Here is a 26,624-nt window from a genome sequence, read left to right as displayed (position 1 = left end):
GACCCAAAGCATGGATATCGAAGCGAGAATCAAACGACGACAGCGCCGAGACGGGCACCCGCATCTGATACAGGACTACGAGTCTCTCTCGCCCGTCGCGCACATCGACGAACCGGCCGACCGCGGCCCATTCCTCGAACGGTTGCTCGATCACTTCGACCCCATCTTCGACGGGAACCTCCCGCCGAACGCGTACGTGTACGGTCCACGTGGCTCGGGCAAGTCCGCCGTCGTCACGGCGCTGTTCACTCACCTCGACCGCCTGCCGTCGGAAGCGCGCGCGGTCATCCAGACCAGCACGCGCGCACAGACGCCAACGTCGCCGGCGTTCGTCTACGTCGACGCCCGACAGACAGCCAGTGAATTCGCATTCTACCACGCGATACTAGACGCCCTCATCGACGAATCGGTGCCCGAACACGGCATCGGGACCGACAGACTCCGAACTCGTCTCGACGACCGGCTGACCGGGTCACAGGCCGGGGTCGTCATCGCGGTGGACCACGTCGGCGAACCGCGAAGCATCGGCGACGGGGATCTCGTCGACCGCTTCGCTGGCCTCCCGAGTAACGTCAGCTGGCTGGCTATCGGCCGGGACGACCCCGACGAGACCGACCTCACCGGCTACACGGCGGCGTCGATACACGTCGACCGCTACCAGCGACAGATGCTGGTCGACGTCCTGATGACGCGGGCGTCGCTCGGTCTCTCACAGCAGGCCCTTGACCACAGCCTCGCCCGGTCGATCGCTGAATGGGCCGAGGGCAACGCGCACGACGCCCTCACGGTGTTGTTCGTCGCGACCGACCACGCGAGCGCGGCCGGACGCGCGCGACTCTCCGAAGAAGATGTCGAGCGGGCCATCGACGAGATGCCACGGCCCTGTATCTCACTGGGCGTCGTCCTCGCGCTCCCGGCAAACAGACAGGCGGTACTGCGGGCGCTCGTCGACATCAGTCCGGAAGACCGGTCCTCGGTGACGGCGACCACTGCCGCCATCAGCGAGTCATCGGCGGTGGACCTCTCGGAAGGCACCGTCAAGCGCTTCCTCTACGAGATGGCCGAGGCGGGCATCGTCGACCGCGTCCAATCCGAGGAGCGACACGAGCAGGGCCGACCGCCCAGTCGGGTCGTTCCCCGGTTTCCGCCGACAGCGTTTCGCCGATTGTACGACCTCCGACAGTGAGCTAGACGCCTTTCGACGGGTCGCCGGTCCCCTCTGTCAGCGCCGACGCGAGCGCGCCTCGGACGCCCACGTCGTCGCCGAGATTGGTCAGTTGAATGTCGGGGATGTTCGACATCACCATATCGTCGAGGCGGTTGCGGATGGGGTCTAAGACCTGTTCGGGGTTGTTCATCGCGACGGCACCGCCGACGTAGATGACCAGCGGCGCATAGGAGTGGACCATGTTGGCGACGCCGATCGCGTTCCAGTGACAAACCTGGTCTAAGACGTGCGAGGCGAAGTCGTCCTCGCCGGCGTACTCGAAGACGTCTGCCGCGCTGAACCCCTCAGTGTCGAGGGGGAGCGCCGTCTCGACGGGGTCCTCACGGTGGAGCTGCGTGGCGTATCTGGGGATGTTCTCGCCCGAGCAGTACGCCTCCCAGTGCCCGTCGTGCCCACAGCCACAGGTCATGAATCCGTGTGGGTCGATGGTGAGGTGGCCGACCTCGCCGGCGTTCCCGTCCCACCCGCTGAGGACGTTGCCGTCGACGACGACGCCCGCGCCGACGCCGGAGGAGATAGTCAGGTAGATCATGTCGTCGGGGTTGCGGTCGGCATAGAAGCGCTCGCCGATAGCGCCCGCGTTGGCGTCGTTGTGAAGGTACACTCGCGAGGTGCCGAGCAAGTTCTCGACCGGGCCCGTAAGCGGGATGCGGTCGATGGTGTCGGGGAGGTTCGCCGGGTTCTCGACGATGCCTTCCGCGAGGTCGAGCGGGCCGAACGAGCCGATTCCGGCCGCGACGACATCGGTGGGTTCGATGTCGGCCGCCGCACAGGCCTCGCGCAGCGCATCGAGGACCGCCTCGGTGACGGCGATTCCGTTCGGTCCGCGCGGCGTTTCCGTCTTGTACGACGATATCGGCGTTCCGGACTCGTCGCCGATGATGGCCCGGATGTGTGTCGCACCGAGATCGACCCCAGCGTATGTGCCCATGTTGATGGGGAAGTCGCTCTTGCGCTACTTAATTGCACATATTCGTCCCGCCCGTGCTATCGTGCGTCGTCGAGGCGCTCTCTGCCGACGGCTTCCTCGTAGACGACGCCGCGTTCGGCGTCGAGCGTGATGACAGCGCCGTCCTCTACGTCGTCGGGGAGCCGGGCGTCGGACACCATCGGGATGGAGAGTTCCCGAGCGACGATGGCGGCGTAACTCGTTATCCCCTCGTGGGCGTCGACGATACCACCGAGGCGACTCGTGTCGCCGGTGAACTCCCCGTCGAACCCCTCGGGGATCGAGAGAATCGCGCCGTCTGGGGCGTCCGTGAGGTTGCCGTCCTCGACGTGATAGACCGGGCCGGTCACCAGTCCGGACACGACCGACCGTCCGCTGACCAGCGTCTCGGCGGCGACGTGGACCTTCAGCATGTTCGCCGTGTTCATCCCGTCCAGCTCCGTCATCATCCCGGAGAGGACGACGACCGTATCGCCGCCCTCGGCGGCCTCGGTGTCGAGGGCCGCCTGCACGGAGGTCTGGATGATCGCGTCGGCCCCCTCGTTGGTGTACTCCGTCGTCACGGGCGTGATGCCCCACGAGAGAGCGAGTTTGCGCCGTACCCGCTCGTTGGGCGTCGAGGCGACGATAGGAATGGACGGGCGGTACTTTGCAGCTTTGAGCGCGGTGTATCCGGACTCGGATGCGGCGACGACCGCGGATGCGCCGATGTCCCGCGCGAGAAAGCGGGCCGAACGGGCCAGCGCGTCAGTCCGCGTCTCGCCGGCGGTCGGGACTCGCTGTTCGCGCGACTCGGCGTACTCGTCGCTCCCCTCGACATCGCGGACGATGCGGTCCATCGTCTCGACCACGCGTGTAGGGTGGTCGCCGATGGCCGTCTCGCCCGAGAGCATCACGGCGTCCGTGCCGTCGAGGACGGCGTTGGCCACGTCGGAGGCCTCCGCGCGGGTCGGCCGCCGGGAGTGGACCATCGAGTCCAGCATCTCCGTGGCAGTAATGACCGGGACGCCCGCTTGATGGCACTTGCGGATGATGCGCTTCTGGATGATGGGCACGTCTTCGAGGGGGCACTCGACGCCGAGGTCGCCACGAGCGACCATAATGCCGTAGGCGGCCTCGATGATGGAATCGAGGTTCTCGACGGCTCCGGCCCGCTCTATCTTGGCGATGATGGGGATGTCGATGCCGCGCTCCTCCATCGCCTGGCTTATCTCGTAGATGTCCTCGCCGTCGCGGACGAAGGAGGCGGCGACGAAGTCCGGTTCCTTCTCGGCGGCCACGTCGAGTTCCTGCTCGTCGTTCTCGGTGATGGTCGGCAGATTCAGTTCGACGCCGGGAACGTTGACGCCCTTTCGCGCGCCGAGTTCGCCGCCGTTCTCGACGCGTGCGAAGACCACGTCGCCCTCGACTCGTTCGACGGTGGTCTCGATACGGCCGTCGTCTAAGAGGACGCGGTCGCCGGGTTCGACGTTAGTGATCGACTGCGAGAGACCGATTTCCTCGGGGGTCGCCTCGTCGTCGACGACGAAGCGGACGGTCGTCCCCTCGACGAGTTCGATGGGTTCTCGGACCGGCGCGGTTCGGACCTCTGGCCCGGGCATGTCAAGCATCGACGCGACGGGCGACTCGACAGCGGCGTCGACTTCGCGGATGCGGTCGATCATCTCTCGGCGGTGTTCGGGAGACCCGTGGCTCGCGTTCAGGCGTGCGACGGACATCCCGGCCTCGGCGAGCGACGCGATTTTGTCGACGGACTCGCTCGCGGGACCCAACGTACAGACGATTTTCGCACTACGCATTGTCCCAGTCACTCGAGAAAAACGGCAGTGAACGTGCGTTTCGGTGATTCATATCGGTGGCTACCGAGCGAGGGGATAAGAAGGTTGTCGGATAGCGCAGGATTTCTCGGCTGCGAGTCAGCGCGAGATCGCTCTCGTATCGCCCGCGATGACTTCTCGGACCTCGTCCGGCGAGACGACGGCGATGTCGCCGGGCACGGACCGCTTGAGCGCCGCCGTCGCCGCGCCCCATTCGAGCGCGTCGGGGACGGCCTCGCCCGCGAGGTACTGCGAGAGGAACCCGCCGACGAAGGAATCGCCCGTCCCGACCGGGTAGGCGTTCGACGCCTCGTAGGTCGGCTGCTCGTAGATGGTTCCGTCGGTGAGGGCGAGCGCCCCTTCCGCCCCGCGCGTGACGAGCGTCACGTCGAAGCCGTAGTCCTCGGCCAGCCCGCGAGCGACCGCTTCGGCGTCGCCGTGACGGTCCAAGACGACTTCGGCGTCTCGCTGGGCGACGACGAGGACGTCGACGTCGGGGAATAGGTCCGTGAGGATGGCCTTCGCCTCGGCAGGCTCCCAGAGTTTCGACCGGTAGTTCAGGTCGAAACTCGTCACGGTGTCTGCGTCCTGTGCGAGTGAGAGGAGGTCGGTGGTCGTCCCTTCGAGCGTCTCCGAGAGTGCGGGCGTGATGCCAGTGGTGTGGAAGCCGGTGGCTGCCGCTATCCTCTCGGTCGGCAGCTCGGCTGTTCGAGCGGTTGTCACGCTCGCGTCTGCGCGGTCGTAAATTACCTCGTTACCCCGCGGCGGCTGGCCCTGTTCGAGGTAGTAGGTTCCCTGTCGGCCTTTCTCGGAGTCGTCCCACGCGATGTCGGTCGTGACGCCGTGATTGCGGAGTTCCCCGACGACGCGTCGACCGACCGGCGAGTCCGGAAGCTTCGAGGTCCAGACGGCATCGAGGCCCAGTCGCTGTGCGGCGACGGCGACGTTCGACTCGGCCCCGGCGGCACGGACGTTGTACTGGTCTGCGGTCTCTAGCCGTTCCTCGTCCGGCGGAGAGAGCCGGAGCATCGTTTCACCGAACGCCACGAGGTCTGTCATGTGCCTCTCTCGTAGTCCGCCCGGTATAAATCCACGAGAGTTGACTGTCCAGTCGCTCACGGTGTAATCGTGCTGTAATTTTAATACCAATCTGCTCTATCTTGGTCTCTAACTATTGATATTCTCCAAAGGCTTTTGTACCACTATTTTACACAAGTGTCTATGGGTCGTAGGCAAGCAAGTGGCGGGAAACCCCTTTCTCGAAGACGATTTATTCAGGCGGCAGGGGTGTCCGGCGTTGCCGGGCTGGCCGGCTGTGGCGGAGACAGCGGTAGCGGTGGCGGTACACCAACCGCAGAGCGCATCGGTAACTACCCTGTGACGGGGGAGACCGTCACGTTCGGCTTCAACGTCGCTCAGTCGGGACCGTTCTCGACGACCGGCGAAGAGGAACTTCGCGGGCATCGTCTCGCGGTGAAACATATCAATGAAGGCGGCGGCTGGGTCGATACGCAGTACTCTGGCCAACTGAACGGCGACGGGTTGCTCGGCAAGACCGTCGAATCAGTGGTCGGTGATACCGAGAGCGATCCTGACGCTGCCCGCGCCTCGGCGGCGTCGATGATCGAGAACGACGAGATCATCATGCTCTCGGGCGGGTCCACCAGCGACACCGGACTCGCTCACCAGCAACTGGCCGCCGAGAAGGAGGTCATCTTCATGGCGACGATGACGCATATCGATACGCTGACCGGGGCCTCCTGTAATCGGTTCACGTTCCGCGAACTGTTCAACGGCTACATGACGGCGAAGGCGCTGAAACCCGTTCTCGTCGACGAATACGGCGAAGATGTCGATTTCTTTCAGATATACTCACAGGACGACTGGGGGAACGCCCAGAAGGACCTGATGAAGCAGTCGCTGACCGAGGCCGGGTGGCAACCCGTCGGGACGCTGAGTGCCCAGCTCGGAACGCGGGACTTCAGCCAGTACGTCTCCGACATCGAGAACGCCAGCGAGGACGTGTTGATCCTCAATCTCCGCGGTCTCGACGCCGCGAACGCCGTTCGTGCGGTTCGCAAGGCGTTCCCCGAGGAGAACGTCGTCATTCCGCTGTACACGCGGGCCGTCGCACAGACCGCGGGCGGGGCAATCGAGGATGTCATCGGGACCATCGAGTGGGATCCCTCGATTGAGACGCCGCTCTCGAAGGAGTTCCAGTCGGCGTTCAGCAGCGAGTACAGTGGCGGGACGGGATCGGCCTCGTCGTCGATTCCGTCGGGACCGGCTCACGTCGCGTACACACAGACGCTACAGTACGCCTACGCGGCCCAGAAAGCGGGGACGTTCGACCCGAACGAAGTCATCTCCGTGCTGGAGGGACTGGAGTACGGGACCGGTATCGGGTCAGAGACGCTACGCGCGTGTGACCACCAGTCCATGCGGCCGGTGCCGGTCGTCCGGGGGCGACCGGGCGACCAGCAGGCGTTCGGACGGTACTACAATCTGATAAACACGACACGGGACGCGATGTACTCGTGTAGCGAAGGCCCGGCGGTAGAATGTTCGCTGGGCGGTAACTGATTATGAGTTCACAGGATACGACTTCGACAGGGGAATCGGGAATCGACGACACCAACGGCGGCCTCGTAGCGACGATCGTCCCGAACGTGATTCGCCGGAACTTCGCACTGAAGTTCGCTATTGTACTGATTGTTATGGCGCTGTCGGTGGGCGCGATCGGGCTGTTCGCTACGGGACAGATTCAGACCTACACCGAGACGCAGGTGACCGACGAGTATCAGGGCCTCGCCCAACAGGAGGGTGACATTATCGAGCAGTGGTTCGAACGCAACCGTCTGTCCGCGCAGTTCATCTCCTCTAGCGGCGTCTGGGCCTCCGATGACTCCGAGGATCTCCGGGCGGAACTCCGGAACCGGGAGGCGGGGCTGTCCGCCGACGTGGCTGACGTCCACCTCGTGGAACGCCGGATCACCGGGACATCCATCGTCGCTAGTACGTCGCTGAGCGCCGGAACGAACGTCTCGGACGTGAGCCGAGGCTGGACGAACGGACCGGAGTTCGACCGTGCGGGCGAAGTCGTCAACTCCGACGTCTACCGGACTCAGACCGGGCCGGTCGTCGGATTCATGAGTCCCGTCGACGCGACGCAGAACCGCTACATCGTCATCGAGTACTCGCTTTCGGGGATCACCGAGTCCCTCCAGGGATCCGAACGGGCGGCGGGCGGGTTCACGCAGGTCGTCAACGCGTCTAACGTCGTGATGTTCGACGAGCCCACGGACGAGAGCAGCGGCATCGGCGAGGAGACGCTGCAGCCGTATGCCGAAAACGACCGTGCGCTCCAGCCGATCAGCGCGGCCAACGACCTGCGCGGCGGCGAGCAAGAAGCCGGTGTCGTCGCCACGATGGCTGCCAGTGACGTTCTCGATGAGAAGTACACTGTCGGCTACTCGCCGATAGCGGAGACCGACTGGGTCGTTCTCGTCCACGCGCCGTACTCGGCCGTCTTCGGGTTCGTAGAGAACGTTCAGCTGTACGGGCTCGTCGGCACGGCGCTGATGGTACTGCTCATCGGCGGCGTCGGGGCCGCACTGGGATACAACACGGCGACGTCGATCGACCGTCTCACGCGCAAGACCGAGCAGATGCGACAGGGGAACTTAGACGTAGACATCTCCACCAGTCGCATCGACAATATCGGTCGGCTCTACGCCGGGTTCGGTGACATGCGCAACGCGCTCAAACAGCAGATCGACGACGCTGAACGCGCCCGCAAGGAGGCGGAGGTGTCCCGCGCCGAGGCGATGGAGATGAACAACTACCTCCAGGAGAAAGCCGAGGAGTTCTCCGACGTGATGGAGGCCGCCGCCGCCGGTACCCTCACCGAGCGCATGGACACCGACGGCGAGAACGAGTCGATGGATCGCATCGCGAGCGAGTTCAACGGGATGATCGCCGAACTGGAGAAGACGCTCGGCCAACTCAAGAGCTTCGCCGACGAAGTCGCGGAGTCCGGTGACGTGGTGCTCACGAGTGCCGAGTCTGTTCGGGACGCCTCCGAACAGGTCGCGGAATCCATCCAGAAGATTTCCGACGACGCCTACGACCAGAAAGAGCGCCTCCAGGATATCTCCGAGGACCTCGATTACCTCGTCGAGACCCTAGAGCAGGTGGAAGCCGAGAACCCCGATGTCGACCTGGGGCGTTCCGTCGAGCAGTTCCAGACGACGGCCACCTCGCTACAGGAGGCCGCAGACACCAGCGAAGACATGATGGCCGAATCCGAAACCGTCGCCGGTGCCGCAGAGGAGCAAGCCGCAGAACTCAACGAGGTCTCCTCTCGCGCCGAACAGCTCAAGCGCTACGCCCAGCCGCTGGGTGACATCTTGAACCGATTCGAGACCGAGGCCGAACACGAATTCGTCTTCTCCGGTGGTCCCTCGCAGGGACTGGCCGAGAACGACGACCAGTAACCCGCATTCGCCACGCGATCGAATTTTCCTCGCTCCGGAACCGCTTTCCCACAGCCGTGAGTAGCGCCGCCGATGACCGACGCTGCGGGTGCCCCAAGTACCGAAGACTACGCCGACTACTGTCGGACACAGGCCGGTCTTCTCGCCGGTCAGATCGAGACGATGCGCGAGGATGTCGACGAACTGCTGGCGGACGTCGAGGCGGAGACCGCAGCGGTTCGTGAAGAACTGGACCGAGCGCAGACTGAATCGCCGACCGGCCCAACCTCGCCCGACGCCGGCCGTAACCCCGAAGCGGATGTCGAGGCCATCGAGGCGAAACAGGAGACCATCCGGAAGAAACAGGCCACGATGGAGGCGTACCGCGACCTCGCCGACGGCTACGCCGACCTCGCCGAGCGGTTGTTAGACGACGAATGCGACGCGAGCGAGGCGCTCACCGACGTCGTCCGTTTCGAGACGGCCCACGACGCCGCCGCGTGCTTCGACCGGACGACGCTCGCCGAGACAGTCGCCGACGCCGCCGAAGACGAGCAAGGCAAGTGAGCGAAATCTCCGTCTGTGATAGCTGTTTCACCGCTTCGACTTTCCAAGTTTTGCCAGACATTTAGTATAGCGACATGTAGTTTACGAGTCCGGCGCACGACAAGCTCGGATCCGAACCTATTAATTAAACATATGACACTATTTCCGTCTCGACCGAGGAGAACGGCCGCTACCTACGATTCGAAGGTATAGCCGATCAGGTACTTGACGAGGTAAAAAGAGCCGACGAGTCCGACCAGCATCACGACGAGAACGATTGCGATCATGTAGAGGCGGACGAGAGCGGGGTCAGCCATCGATATCACGTTCCCTCGTCGCCGCGGCCGTTGCCAGACCTGCCGAGTGCATACGTCGCGCTACCACTCGAATACGGGAAGCAATTTCGGATTGCGCACTCCAGTGGCGTTTTGAAACCATACGCTCGCGTGAGCGAGACGAGCCCTCTCTTGCAATCAACTTGAGATCCACGGTCAGAACTGCACTCTCGCAACCGACTCGGAGTCACTATTTCGGCAATCGAGTAAGCGTTCGACTCTTAGATACGCCAATACCCTATCGGGAGTCCAATCTTTCGCCTCGGCTGCGGTTCACGAGGGTAGCTAAGCAGTATCGGGATATTTTCCTTTGTGAGAAATTACTTTTACAGATGACGTTTCCGCTCCCCGCGCGTTCCAGGGTTTGGCTACGAACGTAGGGGCATCCGACAGTATCGCGGACGGCGGTATATCGAGACTGGGCACTGGCGTCCGACTCCAGTACACAGTAACGAACGCAGAGAGAACGACGGCACGAGCGAGCGTATGAGAGCGCCACAGCGTCCCGCAACGTCGCCTCCAACAACGAGAGCCGAGGGGTGACCAGGGACAAGAAGTAACTCCAAGGCGACAGTGAACTGTCTCGCTGGGCCCGTTACAGACGTCCGCTCTGTCAGCAGTGATGCGGTCGTCTCTTGGATTCGACGTCATCTTGGTGACACAGCCCCGTGTTCCGTCTACGTCTGGCGCAGGGCTGGCATTCACCAGTCATCAGTCCCTCAGCTACCGCCATTAGCTTACGAATCGCTCCCGACAGCATCGGCGGTAAACCCACCGAATGGAGCCATCAGAACTCCGCTCTTCTCTACAGCTGCCGAGGAATAAGATACCCGAATATCCGACGGAGTAGATAGGGACGCCCCACTTCTGGTGACGGGTACCGAGCGGACCGCCGAACCATCTGGCGGCGGTGAGAGCTCTTCACCAGAACAATCTACGTGAATATCGAATGCGGCTCGTTCAGAGTGGTATCCCGCCGTTGAGAGAGACAAGACGATTCTCGTCCGAAAAGCCGACCGCCTACGGAGTATCTTCTGCAGCCCTCCGTGAAGTGACCCGCTAAACGATCGATCGAATCCCTCGTCACTCGTTCGGTACGGAACACGACCCACCCTGTTCTGGGAGGCACGGAACTCGAACTGCGACTAAAGTGCGACGGGCCGAGACAACTCTACTCGACTTCGAACTGAGTCACCGAGATTTAGATGCGTAAGTCTAACACTATCAAAATCCGCGCCACCTCCTCGATTGCATTTTTATCTGTGTGTGCATGCCCAGATGGTGGCGCTTTCCAGTATCACCTACCCAAATAAGTGTGTTTATCCGTATATGTGGGATTAGATTGAAGTGGGCCCGTAGAGAGGATACGATATGGCAGTAGACGGCGAAGGCGACGAGCGGACCTCCGTTCGGACGTACGTGCCGGCTTACCAGAAAGAACTGTGGCGCGAACACGCCAACGAACTCGACATGAGTCAAAGTGAGTTCGTCCGGACGATGGTACAGGCGGGCCGTAGCGGCTTCGAGCCCGCCGAATCGGAATCCACGGGCGGGACTAGCGAACGACCCGTGCCCGAGGAACCCACTTCTCCGGACGCAACCCCTGGGGTTGATGGGTTGAAAGACCGGGTCCAGACCGTTCTCGCTGACGGCGACCCACACGACTGGGACGAACTGCTCGCGGAGCTCACCGACGACATCGAAGAGCGCCTCGACCAGACGCTACAGGAGCTCCAGTCGTCCGGTCGAGTTCGATACAGTGGCCGCCACGGGGGGTACGTACTCGACGAATGAGTTCTGATACCGCCGGCGCTACGGACGAGGAGGACCCAATCGCGTACTTCCTCGACGATATTACCTACCACGGAAAGAGCGATCGGACTCGGGCATTCTACGAGCGAGTGCTACGGGACTTCGAGGCGTTTCTCTCCGAAGGGAGCCGACCGGTTCCGGTCGCAGAGGCGTCACATCGGGACTGTATGGCGTACGTTCACGGGCTTCGTGGTGAGAAGAGCGAGAGCACCATCGCGACGTACGCCTCGTATCTCCACCGCTTTTTCGCCTACATGATTCAGGTCGGGACGTTCGAATCGAACCCGATGGCACTGGTCGTCGAGGAGATGGACGAGTCGATCAATACGGACCCGACACGCCGGGAGATCGGCGTTGCGCCGATGCGGACGTTCGTCGCGGCCGTCCGCCATCCGCTCGAACGCGCTGTCGTCGTCACGCTGCTCAAGACGGGAATGCGTGTCGGTGAGCTGTGTAACTTAGACGTTCGGGACGTTCACCTCGAAACTCCGGGACCGCGACCCGATGTGCCCGTTCGTGCCGGACTAGACGGCCGTCCTGACTCGTTGTACGTCTCGGCGTCGCCGTCTCGCGGGCAGACCGCTAACGGCGAGGAACGGACCGCCTCGAACAAGCGCAAACGGGATACGACGATACCGATCGACGGAGAACTCGCCCGCGTTCTGCGGCACTGGTTGGCGATTCGGCCGGATACGCGTTCTGCGGCGACGCCGCTGTTCGTCTCGACGAGCGGCGAGTGGGGCGCACGCCTCACGCCGAATATGGTGCATCACCTCGTCGAGACACACGCCCGGGACCGAGGCTGGTATCGAGACGGCGGTGGTGCCGAAGAGAACGTTACGCCGCACTACTTCCGGCACTTCTTCACCACCCACCTTCGCGATCGCACCGGTGAGCGCGGGGTCGTCAAGTACCTCCGTGGCGACGTCGCACAGGATGTCATCGATACGTACACACACGATTGGGGTGACCGGGTTCGGGACGTTTACGAGGCGAATATCTACTCGTTGCAGGTCTAACGCTGAATTCCATTGTTTTCATTCCGACGGATATTTGGCCGGTACGAGACTGATAAATCATATGGCGCTATACAGAATATGGGCGGTGACCTCTGGCGGGTCGTGCTGAACGCGCTTTCGGGAGAGGTGAAAACTATCAATAGTACGCTCGTTATTCGAGGTGTGTCTCACTAAATACGACGAGCAATCACGGCGAGGTCGCAGCCTGCGAGTAGGACCGAGGACGTTCGTCGGTGGCGAACAGTTCTATCGTCTCGGCTGAAACGTCGTTTCGCGAAATCGCAGCGAAACGAGCGGTCTGAGTCCTGTCACTCTAGAAAAACGGGCTGGCACGTCGGTGTGGTTGTCCCAAGATCGGATCTCCCGTTCGGCTCGTCCGAACGGCCAGCCATCGTCGGTTACCGAAGACGCCACTGTGACTGATCATCCGGAGAGAGAGACCACCATTCAGAAGATGTCCTCTGGCGACGTGAATGCTCTACAGCGGGTTACGGATGTACAGAGATCGGACGACTAGGGTATAGGACGATACGGTGGAAAGACGTTCGAGGCTCGTCACTTCGAGGCAGCGGCCTCGTCGTACTCGTCGATCGCCGTCTCGATCCCGTCCATCAGTAACGAAACGTCCTTTCCGGCGATGAGGAAGTCGAATCCCTGCGAGACCCGTTTGGGGATGTCCTGGACGTCGACGGTGAGCGTGCCGACGGGGACGTCGGCGGCGTTGCCCGCGCGGACGACGGCTTCGAGGGCGTGGTCGAACTCTTCGGAGTGCCACTCCGCGAAGAGGTCGAGAGCCGCCGAGAGGTCCGCGGGACCGACGAACAGCGCGTCGATGCCGTCCACGCGAGCGATCTCCGCGACGTTGTCGAGGCCTTGCTGTGTCTCTATCTGGGCGACGGTCAGAATAGAGCCGTTGGCCGTCTCGACGTACTCTTCGAAGTTGCGGCCGTAGCCGGTCGCACGACTTCCAGCGATACCGCGAATCCCGTCAGGGGGGTATCGGAGTGCGCGGACGAGTGTCCGGGCTTCCTCGGCTGTCCCAATCATGGGGGCCATGACCCCAGCGATGCCGATATCGACGATGCGTTTCAGCTGAACCGGATCGTTCCACGGGACGCGAACCACCGTATCGGTGTCACCCTCAGCGGCGTCCACACCGCGGGCCATCCCTTCGACGGTCTCTAAACACATCGTCGTATGCTCCATATCGACGAGGACGAAGTCCACGTCGAGACCGGCGGCCGCCTCCGCCACGGTGGGATGCCCGATAGAGAGCCACGTTCCGAGCGGCTGATCGAACTCTTCTATGGCACGCTTGATCCCGGTCATATCATGCCCTCAGGGCGATCGGTGCGACTGGACCTAGTGCTACCGGCGAGCCTGTGCAGTGCATGGTATTATCTATCATTGCAATTTCAGACGGGGATATAAAAGCGTTGAGGGTCGATCGTGAACGGGGCGATTTCACATCGGCCAACAGTGCTGTGCCGGAAGTTCCTCTGAACGCCGGCAGTCAATCCGATACGTAGAGACTACCACCGCGGCCGCGCACCGTCACAGAGACCAAGACGCGAGAGCGTCGTCGCACGGAATAGATTTTTGCCGTCGGGCGTCGCAGTACGGTTCGTATGACCAGACAGATCTCCGGCGGGAGCGCCGGGTTTCGACGGGCGAGCGAACCGAAAACGACTACGCCGAGAGTGGACGGGAGGCGGTACCGATGACGTACGACGTCGGCTTCGTCGGGTACGGGCTGATGGGGAAAGCCCACGCGAACGCGCTCGCTCGCCTGCCGATGTTCTTCCCGGACGCACCGGCGACGAATCGGCGGATTATCGCCGGCCGGAACGAAGACGCGCTGGCCCAGGCAGCAGACCGGTACGGATTCGACCGGACGACGACGGCGTGGCGGGACGTGATCGACGAGGTGGACATCCTCTACAATCTCACGCCGAACAATCTCCATCCCGAACCGTCGATCGCGGCGCTCGAAGCGGGCGTCCACGTCCTCTGTGAGAAACCGCTAGCGTCGACGCTCGATGCGGCCGAGGGGATGGTCGAGGCGGCGGCGGACGCCGACGCGCAGGCCGCCTGTGCCTTCAACTATCGGTACGTGCCCGCAGTGGCATTGATGAAGCGACTGGTCGAGGACGGGGCGCTCGGAGAGATTCGGCACTTTCGGGGGACGTATCTACAGGACTTTCAGGCCGACCCCGAGGATCCGTGGATCTGGCGCAACGACGCCGACGTGGCGGGCTACGGCCGCGTCGGTGATGTGGGCGCACACACAATCGACCTCGCTCGATGGCTCGTCGGCGACATCGAACGAGTGGCTGGGACACTCTCTCGATTCGTCGAGGAGCGGCCCCATCCCGACGATGCAACGCCGACGCCGGTAACGACGGACGACGCCTACGGCGCGCTCCTCCGGTTCGAGTCCGGTGCGCAGGGCGTCATCGAGGGGTCGCGCGTAGCGACCGCACACAAGAACACCAACGCGATAGAACTCGTCGGTACCGAGGGGGCGGTCAGATACGACGTCGAGCGATTCAACGAACTCGAACTCCGCGGTGCGGACGACCGGGGGTTTCAGCGAATCAGCGTCACGGAGCCGTCAGATCCCTACATGGACGCGTGGTGGCCAGCGGGCCACGGCATCGGCTGGGAACACTCGTTCGTCCACGAGAACTACGAGTTCCTCACCGCCATCGAGACTGGCGAGAGGTACGAACCGGACTTCGCCGACGCCTACGCCGTCCAGTCCGTCGTAGATGCCGTCGTCAAGAGCGACGAGAGCGGTTCCTGGATAACGATCTGAACCACTTACGCGACAGCCGATGGACGCGTCGTGTATATACAACGAATTTTTGAGAAAGATATTTATATGGCGTGAGCAAACAATCTATGTGTGTTAGACCCATGGTAAGCGATAGCCATTCTGACGGTCGTATCTCGCGACGCAAGTATATCACCGCAGTCGGCGTCGGGGCCACAGTCGGGCTCGCCGGGTGTGGTGGCGACGGCGGCGACGGTGGTGGTGACGGCGGTGGCGGCACCGCGACCGGCGACGGTGGCGGCGCTACCACCGGCGGAGAGACGGCGACCACGGGCAGCGATGGCGGCAGCGGGCAGTCTTACAAGTTCGGGTTCTCCATCAAGAACATGAACAACCCGTGGCTCCAGGTGTTCCGTAAGATCGGGGAGGTGTACGCACAGGAATTGGGCCACGAGATCCAGGTCACGCAAGCCGGTGGGCAGGCGCAACGACAGATTCAGAACGTCAGGAGTATGCTGAACAGCGGTATCGACGGCCTCCTCATCAGTCCGTACTCCTCGGACGCGGCGGTCGGCGTCATCGAACGCGCCGCCGAACAGGACATTCCGGTCTACACGGCCAACTCCTCAGCCCCAACCGACGCCATCGAACTGTTCACCGGATTCGGAAGTTTCAACGCTGGCTATCGGGCCGGCGAACTGATGATCGAGGCGCTCAACGACACCTACAGCGGGAGTCGTGTCGTCGACCTCGTCGGTGACCAATCCGACCAGTCGGCCGTCCGTCGGAGCGAAGGGTTCCGGCAGGCCATCAGTGAGGCTGACGGCATCGAAATCGTCCAGGTCATCTACAACAAGGGCTGGAGCCAACAGCGCGCGACCCAGAACCTAAGCGCGTTCCTCGAAAGCGATAGCGACATCGACGGCATCTACTCCGTCTGGGGCGGCGGCGCGCTCGCGGCGGTCAACGTCTTAGACCAGATGGGGATGCTCGCGACGATGGACGACACGGAAAATTACATCCCCATCATGAACATCGACGGGTTCCCGGGCGTCCTCGACAACATCAGGGAGGGGTACATCCACACGACGCTCCAGCAACCGATGCCGTTCTACGCGCCGATTTCGATGGAGTACATGATTCACCAACTGAACTCGGGCGAGGCCGCGATCCCGCAACCCGACAGCGAGGTGACGGCCGCGGACTCCGCGAACCTCCCCAACGAGGTGGCCGTTCAGAACATCGAGTACAACGGCGTCCAGCCGCTGTCGAACAGCTACTGGTCGCCGGGGACGGTCACACAGTGGTCCTCGGGCGACACCGACTACTACCCGTGGCTCCAACCGAAGACCGTCGCCATCACGCAGGAGAACGTCGACGCGGAGTATCTCTGGGGCAACTACGCGAGCGACCTCCTCGACTGACGAACCTATCAAATCAGCATTCACATGAGCATTCGAGACCTCGACTGGAGCAGTTGGTTGGACCGGACGAGCGGCGAGGGAACGAAGTGGCTCCTCTGGGGCCTCGACAACATGATTTGGCCCATCGTGGTCGTCACGTTCACCATCTTCGCCATCCTGATGCCGCAGGTGTTCACCTCGGCGAGCAACATCCAGTTCATGTTGTATTCGAGCGCGGGCCTCGGAGCACTCGTCCTCGCGGAGTCACTGTGTCTGCTCAGCGGGAACTTCGACCTCTCTATCGGCTCTATCGCGGGCTTTTCTGCGATGGTGACCGCGCTGTTCTTGAACACCTGGTTCCCGGGGACGCCCGGACTCGTCGGCGTCGTCCTCGTTCTGTTCGTCGGCGGCGCCATCGGCTTCGTCAACGGTGTCTCTATCGGCTACTTCGGCATCAACCCGTTCTTGCAGACGCTCGCCTTCTTCATCATCTTCCGCGGAGCCGTCTTCCTCTTGTCGACGATTACCATCGCGCCTCTTCCGGAGTCCTATCTGTTCGTCGGCGGCGCGCTGATCGGCGATTTACCGGGCCTCGCTGGTGCGGACTCGCTGTGGGTGTTCGGCGGAATACCGATAGCGGTGCCGCTGATAATCGTGCTCTACGCCGGCGCGTGGTTCATGATGAATTATCGGCGCATCGGCCTCGCTATCATGGCGGTCGGCGGGGACGAGAACGCGGCAGAAGAGGCCGGTATCCCCCGTGAACGCGTCCTGCTCATCGTCTTCACCGCGTCGGGCCTCCTGAGCGGGCTCGCGGGCCTGCTGTATACGGGTTACCTGAGTGCGGCACCGCCTGGACTTGCCGAGGGCGACCTGTTCCCGGCGTTCGCGGGCGCGGTCATCGGCGGTATCAGTCTCGATGGAGGTCGCGGTGACATCAAGAACGCCTTCGGCGGGATGTTCCTCTTGACGATGATTCAGGTCGGGCTGGTGCAGGTCGGCGTCGGCGGCGACGCTATTCAGTTCATCAACGGACTCGTCTTGCTGGTCGCCATCTACCTCTACACGACTGAGTCGAAGATTCGCCGCCGCCTCCTCTCTACCTGAGCGGCGCGCATTCGACCACCTCTCTTTCGGCTGTCGACATCCCCCTAGATATAAGAGAGCAGTTGCCGAATCACACGCTATGGTTCGCCTGAACGGCAGTGAAATCATCGCAGAGTATCTGGAACGCGAAGGCGTCGACCACATCGTCGGCATCCCGGGCCACGGGAGCACGCTAATGATAGACGCGTTCAACGACTCGTCGGTCGACGTCGTCCAGCCGCGACACGAACAAGGAGCGGCACACCTCGCGGACGGCTACGCCCGCGCGAGCGGCGATCCGTTGGTCGTCTACACCTCTATCGGACCGGGCGCGACGAACACGGTAACGGGCGTCGCGACAGCATTCGTCGATTCAGTGCCGATGGTCGTCCTCACCGGCGGCCCGCAGACACACGAGTACGGACAGGGCATCTTACAGGAGATAGAGCGCAAGCGCCCCGGCGACTTCCCGAACGTGATGGAACCCATCACGAAACAGACGTTCCAGGTCCACGACGTCGAGCAGTTGCCCCGTACCCTCCGCCGGGCGTTCCAAGAGGCCGTAACGGGCCGACCAGCACCGGTCCACGTCGAGATTCCGATGGACGTCCAGTCGGCCGTCGGCGACGTGGACATCCCCGACCCGGCCCACTCGCGGGCGCAGTACCGGCCGGCCGGTGACCCGCGTGCGGTCTCGGAGGCCGTCGAGTTGCTACAGGACGCCGACCGGCCGGTCATCCTTCCCGGGGGCGGCGCAATGCTAGCCGAGGCGTGGGACGAAGTCCTCGAACTCGCAGAGTTCCTGCAAGCGCCGGTCAGTCCGACGTTTCAGGGGAAAGGCATCGTTCCCGAAGACCACGACCTGTTCGTCGGCTACGCGGGCGCGTGGGGGACCACCGCTGGCAACGAACTCTGTAGCAGCGCCGACGTGATCCTCGCGCTCGGCTGTCGGTTCTCCGACCTCCACACGTCGTCGTTCGACCCCGGCGTGAGCTTCGAGATTCCGCCGACGAAACTCGTCCACGTTGACATCGACAGCCACGAAATCGGGAAGAACTACCCCGTCGAGGTCGGCGTGCAGGGTGACGCGAAGGTGGTCGCCCAGCAGATACGGGACGAGCTCGAAGAGCGGACCGACCCCGTTAGCAGCGAGGACAACGAGTACTACGACGAGGTCCAGCGACGCTGGAACGAGTGGGAACAGCGCATCGAGGAGCGCCACACCGACGACACGGTCCCGCTGAACATGGCGCGAGTGCTAGGTGGATTGCGTGACGTCCTCGACCGCGACGCCATCGTCACGACCGGTGCGGGCCACTCACAGGACATCACGAACCCCGAGTTCCCGGTGTACGAACCGCGGTCGAACATCTCCGCTGGCGGGTTCTCCACGATGGGCTTCGCCCTCCCCGCATCGATGGGCGCGAAACTCGCCGCCCCCGACAGACAGGTCGTCTCGATTCAGGGCGATGGCAGTTTCCTGCACTGCAATCAGGAACTCATCGCCGCAGTGCAAGAGGACATCGACGTGAACGTCCTCGTCCTCAACAACCACGCGTGGCTCTCGATTCGGAACCTGCAGGTCACCCAGTCCGGATGGGACCGCGTCATCGCGACGGAGTTCGACGAGGAACACGACTACGACGCCGTCGGCATGGCCGAGTCGATGGGCGTCGAGTTCGCCGAGCGCGTCTTCGAGGCCGACGACCTCGATTCGGCGCTCGAAAAGATGGTCGAACACGACGGGCCGGCGCTCGTCGAGGCCGTCGTCGAGCGCGACTCGACGGAGACGGGCGGCATCATGACCGGCGCGTGGCACCTCCCGGGGCTTGGCGAGGGCTACGAGGCCGGAGAGCGCCCCGGTGAAGAGAGCGCGGAGGCCGAAGAGGAGGCCGCAGGCGACGACTGACTTGCCACTCCGAAGCGGCCCTCATATGACGACCACGGCCATGCTGCGGGAAACGCTTATGTGACCGAGTGGTGTAACGATTTGCATGGCAGACGGTAGCACGGAGAACCTCGTAGAGATGCGCGGCATCGAGAAGCACTTCGGCCGCGTCGTCGCGCTGAACGGCGTCGACCTCGAAGTGAGGGACGGCGAGATAATGGGGCTGCTCGGCGACAACGGGTCGGGAAAGTCCACGCTCATCAAGACGCTCGTGGGCGTTCACCAGCCGGACGCCGGCGAGGTGTACATCCGCGGCGAACGGGTCCATATCTCGAACCCGAAGGAGGCCCGCAAGTACGGCATCTCGACGGTGTATCAGGACCTCGCGCTCGTGGACACGCTCTCGGTCTCCGCGAACATGTTCCTCGCCCGCAATCCGATGAAGAAGTACGCCGGCATCTCCGTCGTCGACTGGGAGACGATGAACGAACAAGCCGAGGAGATCATCCGGAGTCGGCTGAACCTCGAAATCGACCCGACGGCCCGCGTCGAGTTCCTCTCGGGCGGTGAGCGACAGGCCATTGCCATCGCTCGGTCGCTGGTCACCGACCCGGACCTCGTCATCATGGACGAACCCACCTCGGCGCTGTCGGCGGACTCAGCGCGGCGGGTGCGCGAACTCGTCAAGACGCTCAACGACGAGGGCATCACCGTCCTCCTCATTACGCACAATATGGACGAGGTGTTCGGACTCACCGACCGGGTCACCATCCTCGACAGCGGCGACCTCGTCGGCACGGTCGACACCGACGCGGTGACCAAAGAGGACATCGTCCAGATGATGGTCTCCGGAGAGATGCCGTCCGACGTGCAGACGGCGTCGGACACCGAGGCGCAGGCGTAACTCGGCCTCGTGCGGTTCTGCGACTCTCACTCCATCACGAGCGTCACCGGCACGTCGACGTTCAGGAGGACCTCCTGTGCCGTATCGCCGAAGACGGCCTTGCCCGTCGGCGACCGCCGCCGTCCGGTCAGGAAGACGTGGGTGCAGTCGAACTCCTCGACGGCGGCGACGATTCGCTGGGCCGTCTCGCCGAACGCGCCTTCGACGGCGAAGTCCACGTCGTCCGCGAGCAGTTCCTCGCCGAGGTCGCTGGCGAACTCCTCAGCGCCCTCGATACCGGACCGATAGTTGTGGTCGACTCCGGTGAGGTCGCGCATCTGCTCGCGGACGGCGCTGCTGTCGAACGTATCGGTGACGTGAAACAGGAGTAACTGCGCGCCTGACCCGCGGGCGAAGTCGCTGGCGACGTCCAGCAACTCTTTGACGCGCGGTTCCGGATCGACGACGACGAGTGCACGTGGCATACGGTGACTGACGGCACAGCGGGACAAAAAACGATAGGTCCGTCAGGGCGAGACGAGCACTTTGACGTGGCCGTTCTCCGGGTCGTCGATGGCCTCGAACCCCTCCGCGACGATGTCGTCGAGGTCGATGGTCGCCGAGACGAACGCGTCGGTATCGACCTCGTCGGCCGCGAGCGACTGGATGACCGCGTCGAACTCCGAGCGGAACGACAGCGGCGGATAGGCGTAGGTCTGACTCCCGAGTACCGTCCGTTCGGTGGTAACGATTTCCTTGAGGTCCGTCGAGGTCTCCTCTTCGAAGACTGCCCCCACGGTGACGGTGCCGCCCCGTCGCGTGCTCTTTACCGCCGCGTTGAACGAGGGATCGACGCCAGCATATTCGAAGGCGGCGTCGACGCCGCCCGGCGTCTCCGATTTGATGCGCTCGACGGGGTCGGTCGAGAGCGGGTCTATCGTCACGTCCGCGCCCAGCTGGGCTGCCTTCTCCCGGCGGACAGTCTGTGGTTCGGAGACGAACAGCCGCTTGACGCCGGCCGACTGCGCCGCGTGGACGACTGTGAGGCCGATCGGCCCGGCTCCGAACACGGCCGCGGTGTCGCCAGGGCTGATGTCCGCCCGGCGGACGGCGTGGAGTCCCACGGCGAGCGGTTCGACCAGCGCCCCGTCTTTCAGCGACACCTCGTCGGGCAGTTCGTGGACCTGTTGCTCCGGGACGACGGCGTTCTCGGCAAAGCCCCCAGTGTCTGTCTGGAGGCCGATGGCCGCGGCGTTCTCACAGAGGTTGTAGCGCCCTTCCTCGCAGTAGTAACACTCGCCACAGGGGATGTTCGGTTCGACGACGACGCGGTCGCCGACCGAGAGGCGCTCTACGTCTGTCCCCACTTCCGCAATAGTCCCAGTGAACTCGTGGCCGAGCGTCAGCGGGAGTGTCTTTCCGGTTCGCGGATGTGGCTCGTCGGGGACGAAGATGGGGCCGCCGAGGTACTCGTGGAGGTCCGTCCCACAGATGCCACACCACGCGACATCGATGCGCACGTCAGCGGGGCCGACCTCGTCTGCCGATACGTCTTCGACGCGAACGTCTTCGGGTCCGTAGTACACTGCTGCTTTCATGGTTAAACCTGCGGCGTTCAGTCTCTGACCGAACGTGTCGACGTGTTCATCGCCCCTCAGCATAAGGTTTCGGCCGCCTGCGAAACCGAGTTCGTGAACGGAGGCAAACGCTATTGACCGAGGCCGTCAATCGTCGTACTGTGATGGCACATCGTAGCGAGCGAAACGGCACACGTAGCGACCGACAACTACCGAGGAGAGTCCGCAAACCGAACGGGAGGTGCGACTGATGCCAGCGCTGTCCGTCTGCCTGGAGATGCTGTACACCGATCGGGACTTTATCGATCGCTTCGAACCCGTCGCCGACCTCGGCGCCGACGCCGTCGAGTTCTGGACGTGGCAGGACAAAGACCTCGATGCCGTCGAACGGAAGTTGGACGCACACGACCTCGACCTCGTCGGGATGGTCGGCACGGAGGGACCGCTGACCGACCCTGAACGCATCGACGAGACGGTGGCCGAGATAGAGCGTTCGGTCGAGGTCGCAACGCGTCTCGACTGCCCGACGCTGTTCGTCCTCACGGGCGACGAACGGGACGATATCTCTAGAGAACGACAGCGCGAACTCATCACCGAGGGGTTGGCGGCCGCCGCACCCACGGCGGAGTCGGCCGGCGTCACATTGGTTCTCGAACCGCTGAACACTGCCGTCGACCACCCGGGATACTTCCTCGAATCGGCGGAAGAGGGGTTCGACATCGTTCGGGCCGTCGATAGCCCGGCGGTCGAACTCCTCTACGACATCTACCATCAGCAGGTGTCCGAGGGCAACATCATCGAGACAGTGACGGCCAACGTCGAGGAGATTGGCCACATCCACGTCGCCGACGTTCCCGGTCGGTACGAGCCGGGGACCGGCGAACTCAACTATCCGAACGTCGTCGAAGCCATCGAGGACGCCGGGTACAGCGACTACTTTGGCTTCGAGTTCCGAGCGAAGGACGACCCGGACGAGGCCGTCCGGGCGGGACTCTCGTTGCGGGAGTGATCGCTTTCGCCGGAGGACCGCCAAACGAACTCTGCGGTCGCTCGGCCACAGACTCCGTTTTGACCGATGTCTAAGAGTGATTCTCACGAGGGGATTTATCGAGAGTGGTTCGGCTCCTACGAACGCCTATTGGTACCAATGAGCACAGATGTTGCGTCGTTCGTGTTGATCGCTGTCGCTGAGAGACCAGGCCGTCCGGCGAATTTCCGGGAATTGTACGCTCCCGTTACACCGCTGAGACGGCAGTTACGGGGGTTCGAGTCTGCCGAACGGCCGCTGCGACGTGCGGGGCGCGGTTTCGGGTCGCATCATCCCGGGCCCCGACGCGAATGAACGCGCTTGACTAGTGGTAGTCGAACGTTGCCGCTTTCGACGGGTACGTGGACTGTTAGCATCTATGACCACCGGATCGACAGCGTCCTCGTCCGAGCGACACCTAGATGACATACGTACTTTTGTTATACAGGTGTGCCCAAGAACGACGTTGTGTCCGCTGCAGTTGCTCTCAGTAGAGAATTCCGTTGAGATAGCCGAGGACACGTGGGAAGTAAGAAGATTTATTACATTACAGGCTGTTGCTATCGATATGTCCGCATCAGAGGAACTCGCAGAAAAAGCCAGATTTGCCGTCGAGAACATCGGGGGTATCGACGAAGCCGAACTCTCCGTCTCAAGCGGTGTGACCGTCCTCTCGGGGAAGAACGCCACCAACAGAACGTCGTTCCTGCAGTCGATAATGGCCGCGATGGGGAGCCGACAGGCGACGCTCAAGGGCGACGCAGACGAGGGGGCAGTCGAGATGGAGTTCCGCGGCGAGACGTACAAGCGAACGCTCACGCGGGCCGGTGACAGCCTCCAGTTCTCGGGCGAGGGCTACCTCGACGACTCCGATGTCGCGGACCTCTTTGCGTTCCTCTTAGAGACCAACGAAGCGCGACAGTCGGTCGCCCGTGGCGACGACCTTCGAGACCTGATCATGCGCCCGGTCGATACCGATGCAATCAAGCGCGAGATCGAGGCGCTAGAGGAAGAGAAAGGCGAGATAAACGAGGAACTCGCCACCATCGAGTCCCGCCAGCGCGACCTCCCGGACCTCGAACAGCGCCGGAACTCCCTGCGCGAACAGATCGAGGAAAAGCGAGAAGAGCTGGCGGACAAAGAGGAGGAGATCGACGAGAGCAGTCGGGACGTCCAAGAGAGTCGACGGGAACAGGAGAAACTCGAAGAGAAACTCGACGAACTCCGTTCGACCCGGTCTGACCTCGAATCGCTGCGTCAGCAGATAGAGTCCCAGGAAGCGAGCGTCACCTCGCTCAACCAGGAACAGAGCGACCTCGAAGACGAGTTCGAGGAGCTACCGGACGCGCCGATGGGCGATAAGGACCACCTCGAAAGCGAAATCGACCGACTTCGGGAGCGACGACAGGAGCTCAACAGCGACATCTCCGATCTACAGAGCCTCATCCAGTACAACGAGGAGCGAATCGAGTCGGGCGACTACGACGTCCTCGATACCCTCGAAGGTGACGGCGGCGAAACCGCGGATGGCGGTGCCCTGACCGAGCAGTTGCTCGACGACGGTGACGGGGATCAAGTCGTCTGCTGGACGTGTGGCTCCACCGTCGAACAGGAACAGATAGAGGGCACCATCGACCGTCTGCAGGACCTCAGAGAAGAGAAGCTTTCGGAGCTTTCGTCCGTGAAAGACGACCTCGAGGAGTTAAAGAGCGACCAGCGTGAGGCCGAGCAGAAACAGCAGCGACGCGAACAACTCCAGCGGAAGATCGACGACATCGAGGACGAACTCGATCAGCGTACCGAGCAGATCGATTCGCTGAAAGAGCAGCGAAACGAGTTGAAGGCCGAGGTCGAAGACCTGGAGACGGCCGTCGAGGACCTCGAGTCCGAGGATTTCGAGGACATCCTCACGCTCCACAAGGAAGCCAACCAGCTCGAGTTCGAGATCGATAGTCTCGAATCCGATCTGGACGACGTCAGCGAGGAGATCGAAGAGATCGAGGGTCGCGTTGCGGACGCCGACGACCTGCGCGAGGAGCGCGACGCCCTCATGGACGAACTCACCGACAAGCGGACGAAGGTCGGACAGATAGAGGAAGACGCTGTCGAGGCGTTCAACGAGCACATGGAGGCCGTCCTGGACATCCTCGGCTACGAGAACCTCGAACGCGTCTGGATCGAACGGATCGAACGGACGGTCCGGGAGGGTCGCCGGAAGGTCGAGAAGAGCGCCTTCGAACTCCACATCATCCGAAGCACCGAGAACGGCGCGGCTTACGAGGACACGGTCGACCACCTCAGCGAGAGCGAACGCGAAGTCGTCGGTCTCATCTTCGCGCTGGCGGGCTACCTCGTCCACGACCTCCACGAGACGGTGCCGTTCATGTTGCTCGACTCGCTCGAAGCGATCGATTCGGACCGTATCGCCGCGCTGGTCGATTACTTCGCCGACTACGCCGACTTCCTCGTCATCGCGCTCCTCGAAGAGGACGCACAGGCACTCGACAACGATTACGAGCGCGTCACCGCCATCTGAGCACAGCAGCCTTTTTAAGTACCAGTTGCGAAAGGGAGATAAGAGATGTCAGAGACGACCGACGACCGGCCGCCGAGCAAAGTCGCGCGACTCATCGACGAGTACGAACTCGATGGACTCGGGGCGGAACTGGAAACACGATGGACGGGTGAGGGAGTCGAACGGATGAGCCTCCGCGACCTCGCGGACTACTTCAACAAGCAACTCCTCGAACAGGCGCTTCGCAACGCGGGGATGAGCACGCTCGATACCGATGTCGACAGCACCTACGTCAACCTCACGGACGACGAGGTGAGTACCGGTGTCCGGACCGACACGCGGAACCGCCTCGAACAGAACGGCGTGGACGTAGACGCGGTTGAGACGGACTTCGTCACCTATCAGGCCATCCGCTCGTATCTCAAGGAGTGGCGCGGCGCGGAGTACGATCACCCCTCCGACGAGGAGAAGCGAGCGAACGACCGCGAGAGCATCCAGCGACTGCTTACTCGGACGCTTTCGGTGACCGAGGATCGCATCGAGAAGCTGCGTGACACGGAGCGGATCGCCGTCGAAGAGTTCGAGGTGTTCGTCGAGGCACAGGTGCTCTGTCAGCGCTGTGGGACCCAGTATCCAGTGACGGAGTTCATCGACAACGGTGGCTGTGACTGCCTGCTCGACGACGCCGAGTGAGCAGCGTCACCCCGTAGGACGCTCCTACTCGGATCGAATGGCGTGATTCGCGGACGATATTCCGTTCGAGCGACCGGTTCGGCGGCGGAATCGATTCGTCGAACGCCCCTCGGTGGGGCCGAGAGCAGGCAACGGGCTAGGACCTCGCTACGGGAACGTGGGCAGCAAATACTAAATACTGTCTCCGCAGTGTGCAGTGGTATCATGATATACCATGACACGAAGCCGACCTCGGTAAAGCGAGACAGTCACACGCCCCAGAGGGCAGGCCTGTGAGTACCGACCAGCCCGCATCGGGGAGCGCCAGAGAGTCGCGCCAACAGGAGTTACGGAGCGTCTTCGTCGAGGTGACCGGAACCGAGGAGTTCGTGACCGAGCAAGAACAGGAGACGAGCGGGACGCGCGACGTCACGGCGGGCGGCGCGGCGTCGGCCGAGACGCTCTCGGAGTACGTCTCGGCGATGGTACGGGCGGACGGGCTCGCCGAGACGTACGACGACCCCGAAAGCGAGTCAGGGGGCTGACTTCGAACGTGGGCGGCCCGGTGGTAACCAGTCATTACCGCCGTCGCCGCTCGATAACAGGCATACCTTTG

Annotated in this window: 22 protein-coding genes; 15 read left to right on the top strand and 7 right to left on the bottom strand. The window is 62.8% G+C overall.

The annotated features are described in order from the left end of the window. Nucleotides 1-10: 10 nt before the first annotated feature. Entirely contained in the window at nt 11-1,186 is a 1,176-nt protein-coding gene (locus tag E4S61_RS05090; RefSeq protein ID WP_135302806.1) for a Cdc6/Cdc18 family protein, read from the top strand. Between the two features lies 1 nt (nt 1,187). Here the strand turns inward: E4S61_RS05090 and E4S61_RS05085 are convergent, their stop codons facing one another. From E4S61_RS05085 to kdgK1, 3 genes are all read right to left on the bottom strand, one after another. Then, entirely contained in the window at nt 1,188-2,159 is a 972-nt protein-coding gene (locus E4S61_RS05085; protein ID WP_135302805.1) for an ROK family protein, read from the bottom strand. A 56-nt stretch (nt 2,160-2,215) separates the two neighbouring features. Further along, on the bottom strand, nt 2,216-3,976 hold the full coding sequence (pyk, locus tag E4S61_RS05080) for a pyruvate kinase (protein WP_135302804.1): 1,761 nt from the start codon (nt 3,974-3,976) through the stop codon (nt 2,216-2,218). A gap of 117 nt (nt 3,977-4,093) precedes the next feature. Then, on the bottom strand, nt 4,094-5,053 hold the full coding sequence (gene kdgK1, locus E4S61_RS05075; RefSeq protein WP_135302803.1) for a bifunctional 2-dehydro-3-deoxygluconokinase/2-dehydro-3-deoxygalactonokinase: 960 nt from the start codon (nt 5,051-5,053) through the stop codon (nt 4,094-4,096). A 318-nt stretch (nt 5,054-5,371) separates the two neighbouring features. On the opposite strand from kdgK1, the gene E4S61_RS05070 reads away from it, so the two are divergent. The 3 genes from E4S61_RS05070 to E4S61_RS05060 all read left to right on the top strand — a co-directional run bounded on the left by E4S61_RS05070 (nt 5,372) and on the right by E4S61_RS05060 (nt 9,036). Then, nucleotides 5,372-6,577 (top strand): ABC transporter substrate-binding protein, encoded by a 1,206-nt coding sequence (locus tag E4S61_RS05070; protein ID WP_135303287.1) that lies wholly within the window; start codon nt 5,372-5,374, stop codon nt 6,575-6,577. A 2-nt stretch (nt 6,578-6,579) separates the two neighbouring features. Further along, nucleotides 6,580-8,490 (top strand): PDC sensor domain-containing protein, encoded by a 1,911-nt coding sequence (locus E4S61_RS05065; protein ID WP_135302802.1) that lies wholly within the window; start codon nt 6,580-6,582, stop codon nt 8,488-8,490. A 72-nt stretch (nt 8,491-8,562) separates the two neighbouring features. Beyond that, nucleotides 8,563-9,036, top strand: a complete 474-nt coding sequence (locus E4S61_RS05060; RefSeq protein WP_135302801.1) for a hypothetical protein — start codon at nt 8,563-8,565, stop codon at nt 9,034-9,036. Between the two features lie 173 nt (nt 9,037-9,209). On the opposite strand, the gene E4S61_RS26480 is transcribed toward E4S61_RS05060, so the two are convergent. Continuing rightward, entirely contained in the window at nt 9,210-9,332 is a 123-nt protein-coding gene (locus E4S61_RS26480; RefSeq protein WP_280663602.1) for a hypothetical protein, read from the bottom strand. Between the two features lie 1,389 nt (nt 9,333-10,721). Between E4S61_RS26480 and E4S61_RS05055 the strand changes: the two genes are divergently transcribed. Together E4S61_RS05055 and E4S61_RS05050 are read left to right on the top strand one after the other, a co-directional pair. Further along, the gene (locus E4S61_RS05055; protein ID WP_135302800.1) at nt 10,722-11,144 is read left to right on the top strand and encodes a DUF5805 domain-containing protein; all 423 of its coding nucleotides are present in this window, start codon (nt 10,722-10,724) and stop codon (nt 11,142-11,144) included. Beyond that, nucleotides 11,141-12,181, top strand: coding sequence for a tyrosine-type recombinase/integrase (locus tag E4S61_RS05050; protein ID WP_135302799.1), 1,041 nt, complete (start codon nt 11,141-11,143; stop codon nt 12,179-12,181). The genes E4S61_RS05055 and E4S61_RS05050 overlap by 4 nt, the downstream gene beginning before the upstream one ends. A gap of 555 nt (nt 12,182-12,736) precedes the next feature. Here the strand turns inward: E4S61_RS05050 and E4S61_RS05045 are convergent. Next, nucleotides 12,737-13,510: an HpcH/HpaI aldolase family protein gene (locus E4S61_RS05045; protein ID WP_135302798.1), complete on the bottom strand. Its 774-nt coding sequence runs from the start codon at nt 13,508-13,510 to the stop codon at nt 12,737-12,739. A 391-nt stretch (nt 13,511-13,901) separates the two neighbouring features. Here E4S61_RS05045 and E4S61_RS05040 point away from each other — a divergent pair, with 391 nt between their 5' ends. The 5 genes from E4S61_RS05040 (at nt 13,902) to E4S61_RS05020 (ending at nt 20,238) form a co-directional block, all read left to right on the top strand. Further along, a complete protein-coding gene (locus E4S61_RS05040; protein ID WP_135302797.1) occupies nt 13,902-14,999 on the top strand; it encodes a Gfo/Idh/MocA family protein in 1,098 nt (365 codons plus the stop codon). 101 nt (nt 15,000-15,100) lie between these two features. After that, a complete protein-coding gene (locus E4S61_RS05035; protein ID WP_167768421.1) occupies nt 15,101-16,381 on the top strand; it encodes a sugar ABC transporter substrate-binding protein in 1,281 nt (426 codons plus the stop codon). Nucleotides 16,382-16,405: 24 nt separating this feature from the next. Beyond that, nucleotides 16,406-17,467 (top strand): ABC transporter permease, encoded by a 1,062-nt coding sequence (locus tag E4S61_RS05030; protein WP_135302795.1) that lies wholly within the window; start codon nt 16,406-16,408, stop codon nt 17,465-17,467. 79 nt (nt 17,468-17,546) lie between these two features. Then, nucleotides 17,547-19,355 carry a thiamine pyrophosphate-binding protein gene (locus E4S61_RS05025; protein WP_135302794.1) on the top strand — a complete coding sequence of 603 codons (1,809 nt, stop codon included), beginning with the start codon at nt 17,547-17,549 and terminating at the stop codon, nt 19,353-19,355. Nucleotides 19,356-19,440: 85 nt separating this feature from the next. Then, nucleotides 19,441-20,238, top strand: a complete 798-nt coding sequence (locus E4S61_RS05020; protein WP_135302793.1) for an ATP-binding cassette domain-containing protein — start codon at nt 19,441-19,443, stop codon at nt 20,236-20,238. A gap of 26 nt (nt 20,239-20,264) precedes the next feature. Here the strand turns inward: E4S61_RS05020 and E4S61_RS05015 are convergent, their stop codons facing one another. Both E4S61_RS05015 and E4S61_RS05010 read right to left on the bottom strand, forming a co-directional pair. Continuing rightward, complete coding sequence (locus E4S61_RS05015) at nt 20,265-20,702, bottom strand: universal stress protein (RefSeq protein ID WP_135302792.1); 438 nt, start codon at nt 20,700-20,702, stop codon at nt 20,265-20,267. A gap of 42 nt (nt 20,703-20,744) precedes the next feature. Further along, nucleotides 20,745-21,815, bottom strand: coding sequence for a 2,3-butanediol dehydrogenase (locus E4S61_RS05010; protein WP_135302791.1), 1,071 nt, complete (start codon nt 21,813-21,815; stop codon nt 20,745-20,747). A 229-nt stretch (nt 21,816-22,044) separates the two neighbouring features. Here E4S61_RS05010 and E4S61_RS05005 point away from each other — a divergent pair, with 229 nt between their 5' ends. From E4S61_RS05005 to E4S61_RS04990, 4 genes are all read left to right on the top strand, one after another. Beyond that, nucleotides 22,045-22,803, top strand: a complete 759-nt coding sequence (locus tag E4S61_RS05005; RefSeq protein WP_135302790.1) for a hydroxypyruvate isomerase family protein — start codon at nt 22,045-22,047, stop codon at nt 22,801-22,803. A gap of 586 nt (nt 22,804-23,389) precedes the next feature. After that, nucleotides 23,390-25,357: an archaea-specific SMC-related protein gene (locus E4S61_RS05000; RefSeq protein WP_135302789.1), complete on the top strand. Its 1,968-nt coding sequence runs from the start codon at nt 23,390-23,392 to the stop codon at nt 25,355-25,357. A 45-nt stretch (nt 25,358-25,402) separates the two neighbouring features. Further along, nucleotides 25,403-26,029, top strand: coding sequence for a rod-determining factor RdfA (rdfA, locus tag E4S61_RS04995; protein ID WP_135302788.1), 627 nt, complete (start codon nt 25,403-25,405; stop codon nt 26,027-26,029). A 272-nt stretch (nt 26,030-26,301) separates the two neighbouring features. Beyond that, nucleotides 26,302-26,553, top strand: coding sequence for a hypothetical protein (locus tag E4S61_RS04990; protein ID WP_135302787.1), 252 nt, complete (start codon nt 26,302-26,304; stop codon nt 26,551-26,553). Nucleotides 26,554-26,624 lie beyond the last annotated feature (71 nt).

The sequence above is a fragment of the Haloarcula amylovorans genome (assembly GCF_004681185.1).
Taxonomy (GTDB): Archaea; Halobacteriota; Halobacteria; order Halobacteriales; family Haloarculaceae; genus Haloarcula; species Haloarcula amylovorans.
The sequence above is the reverse complement of the archived record's forward strand: the minus strand, read 5'-3'. Positions and strand labels throughout refer to the sequence as shown.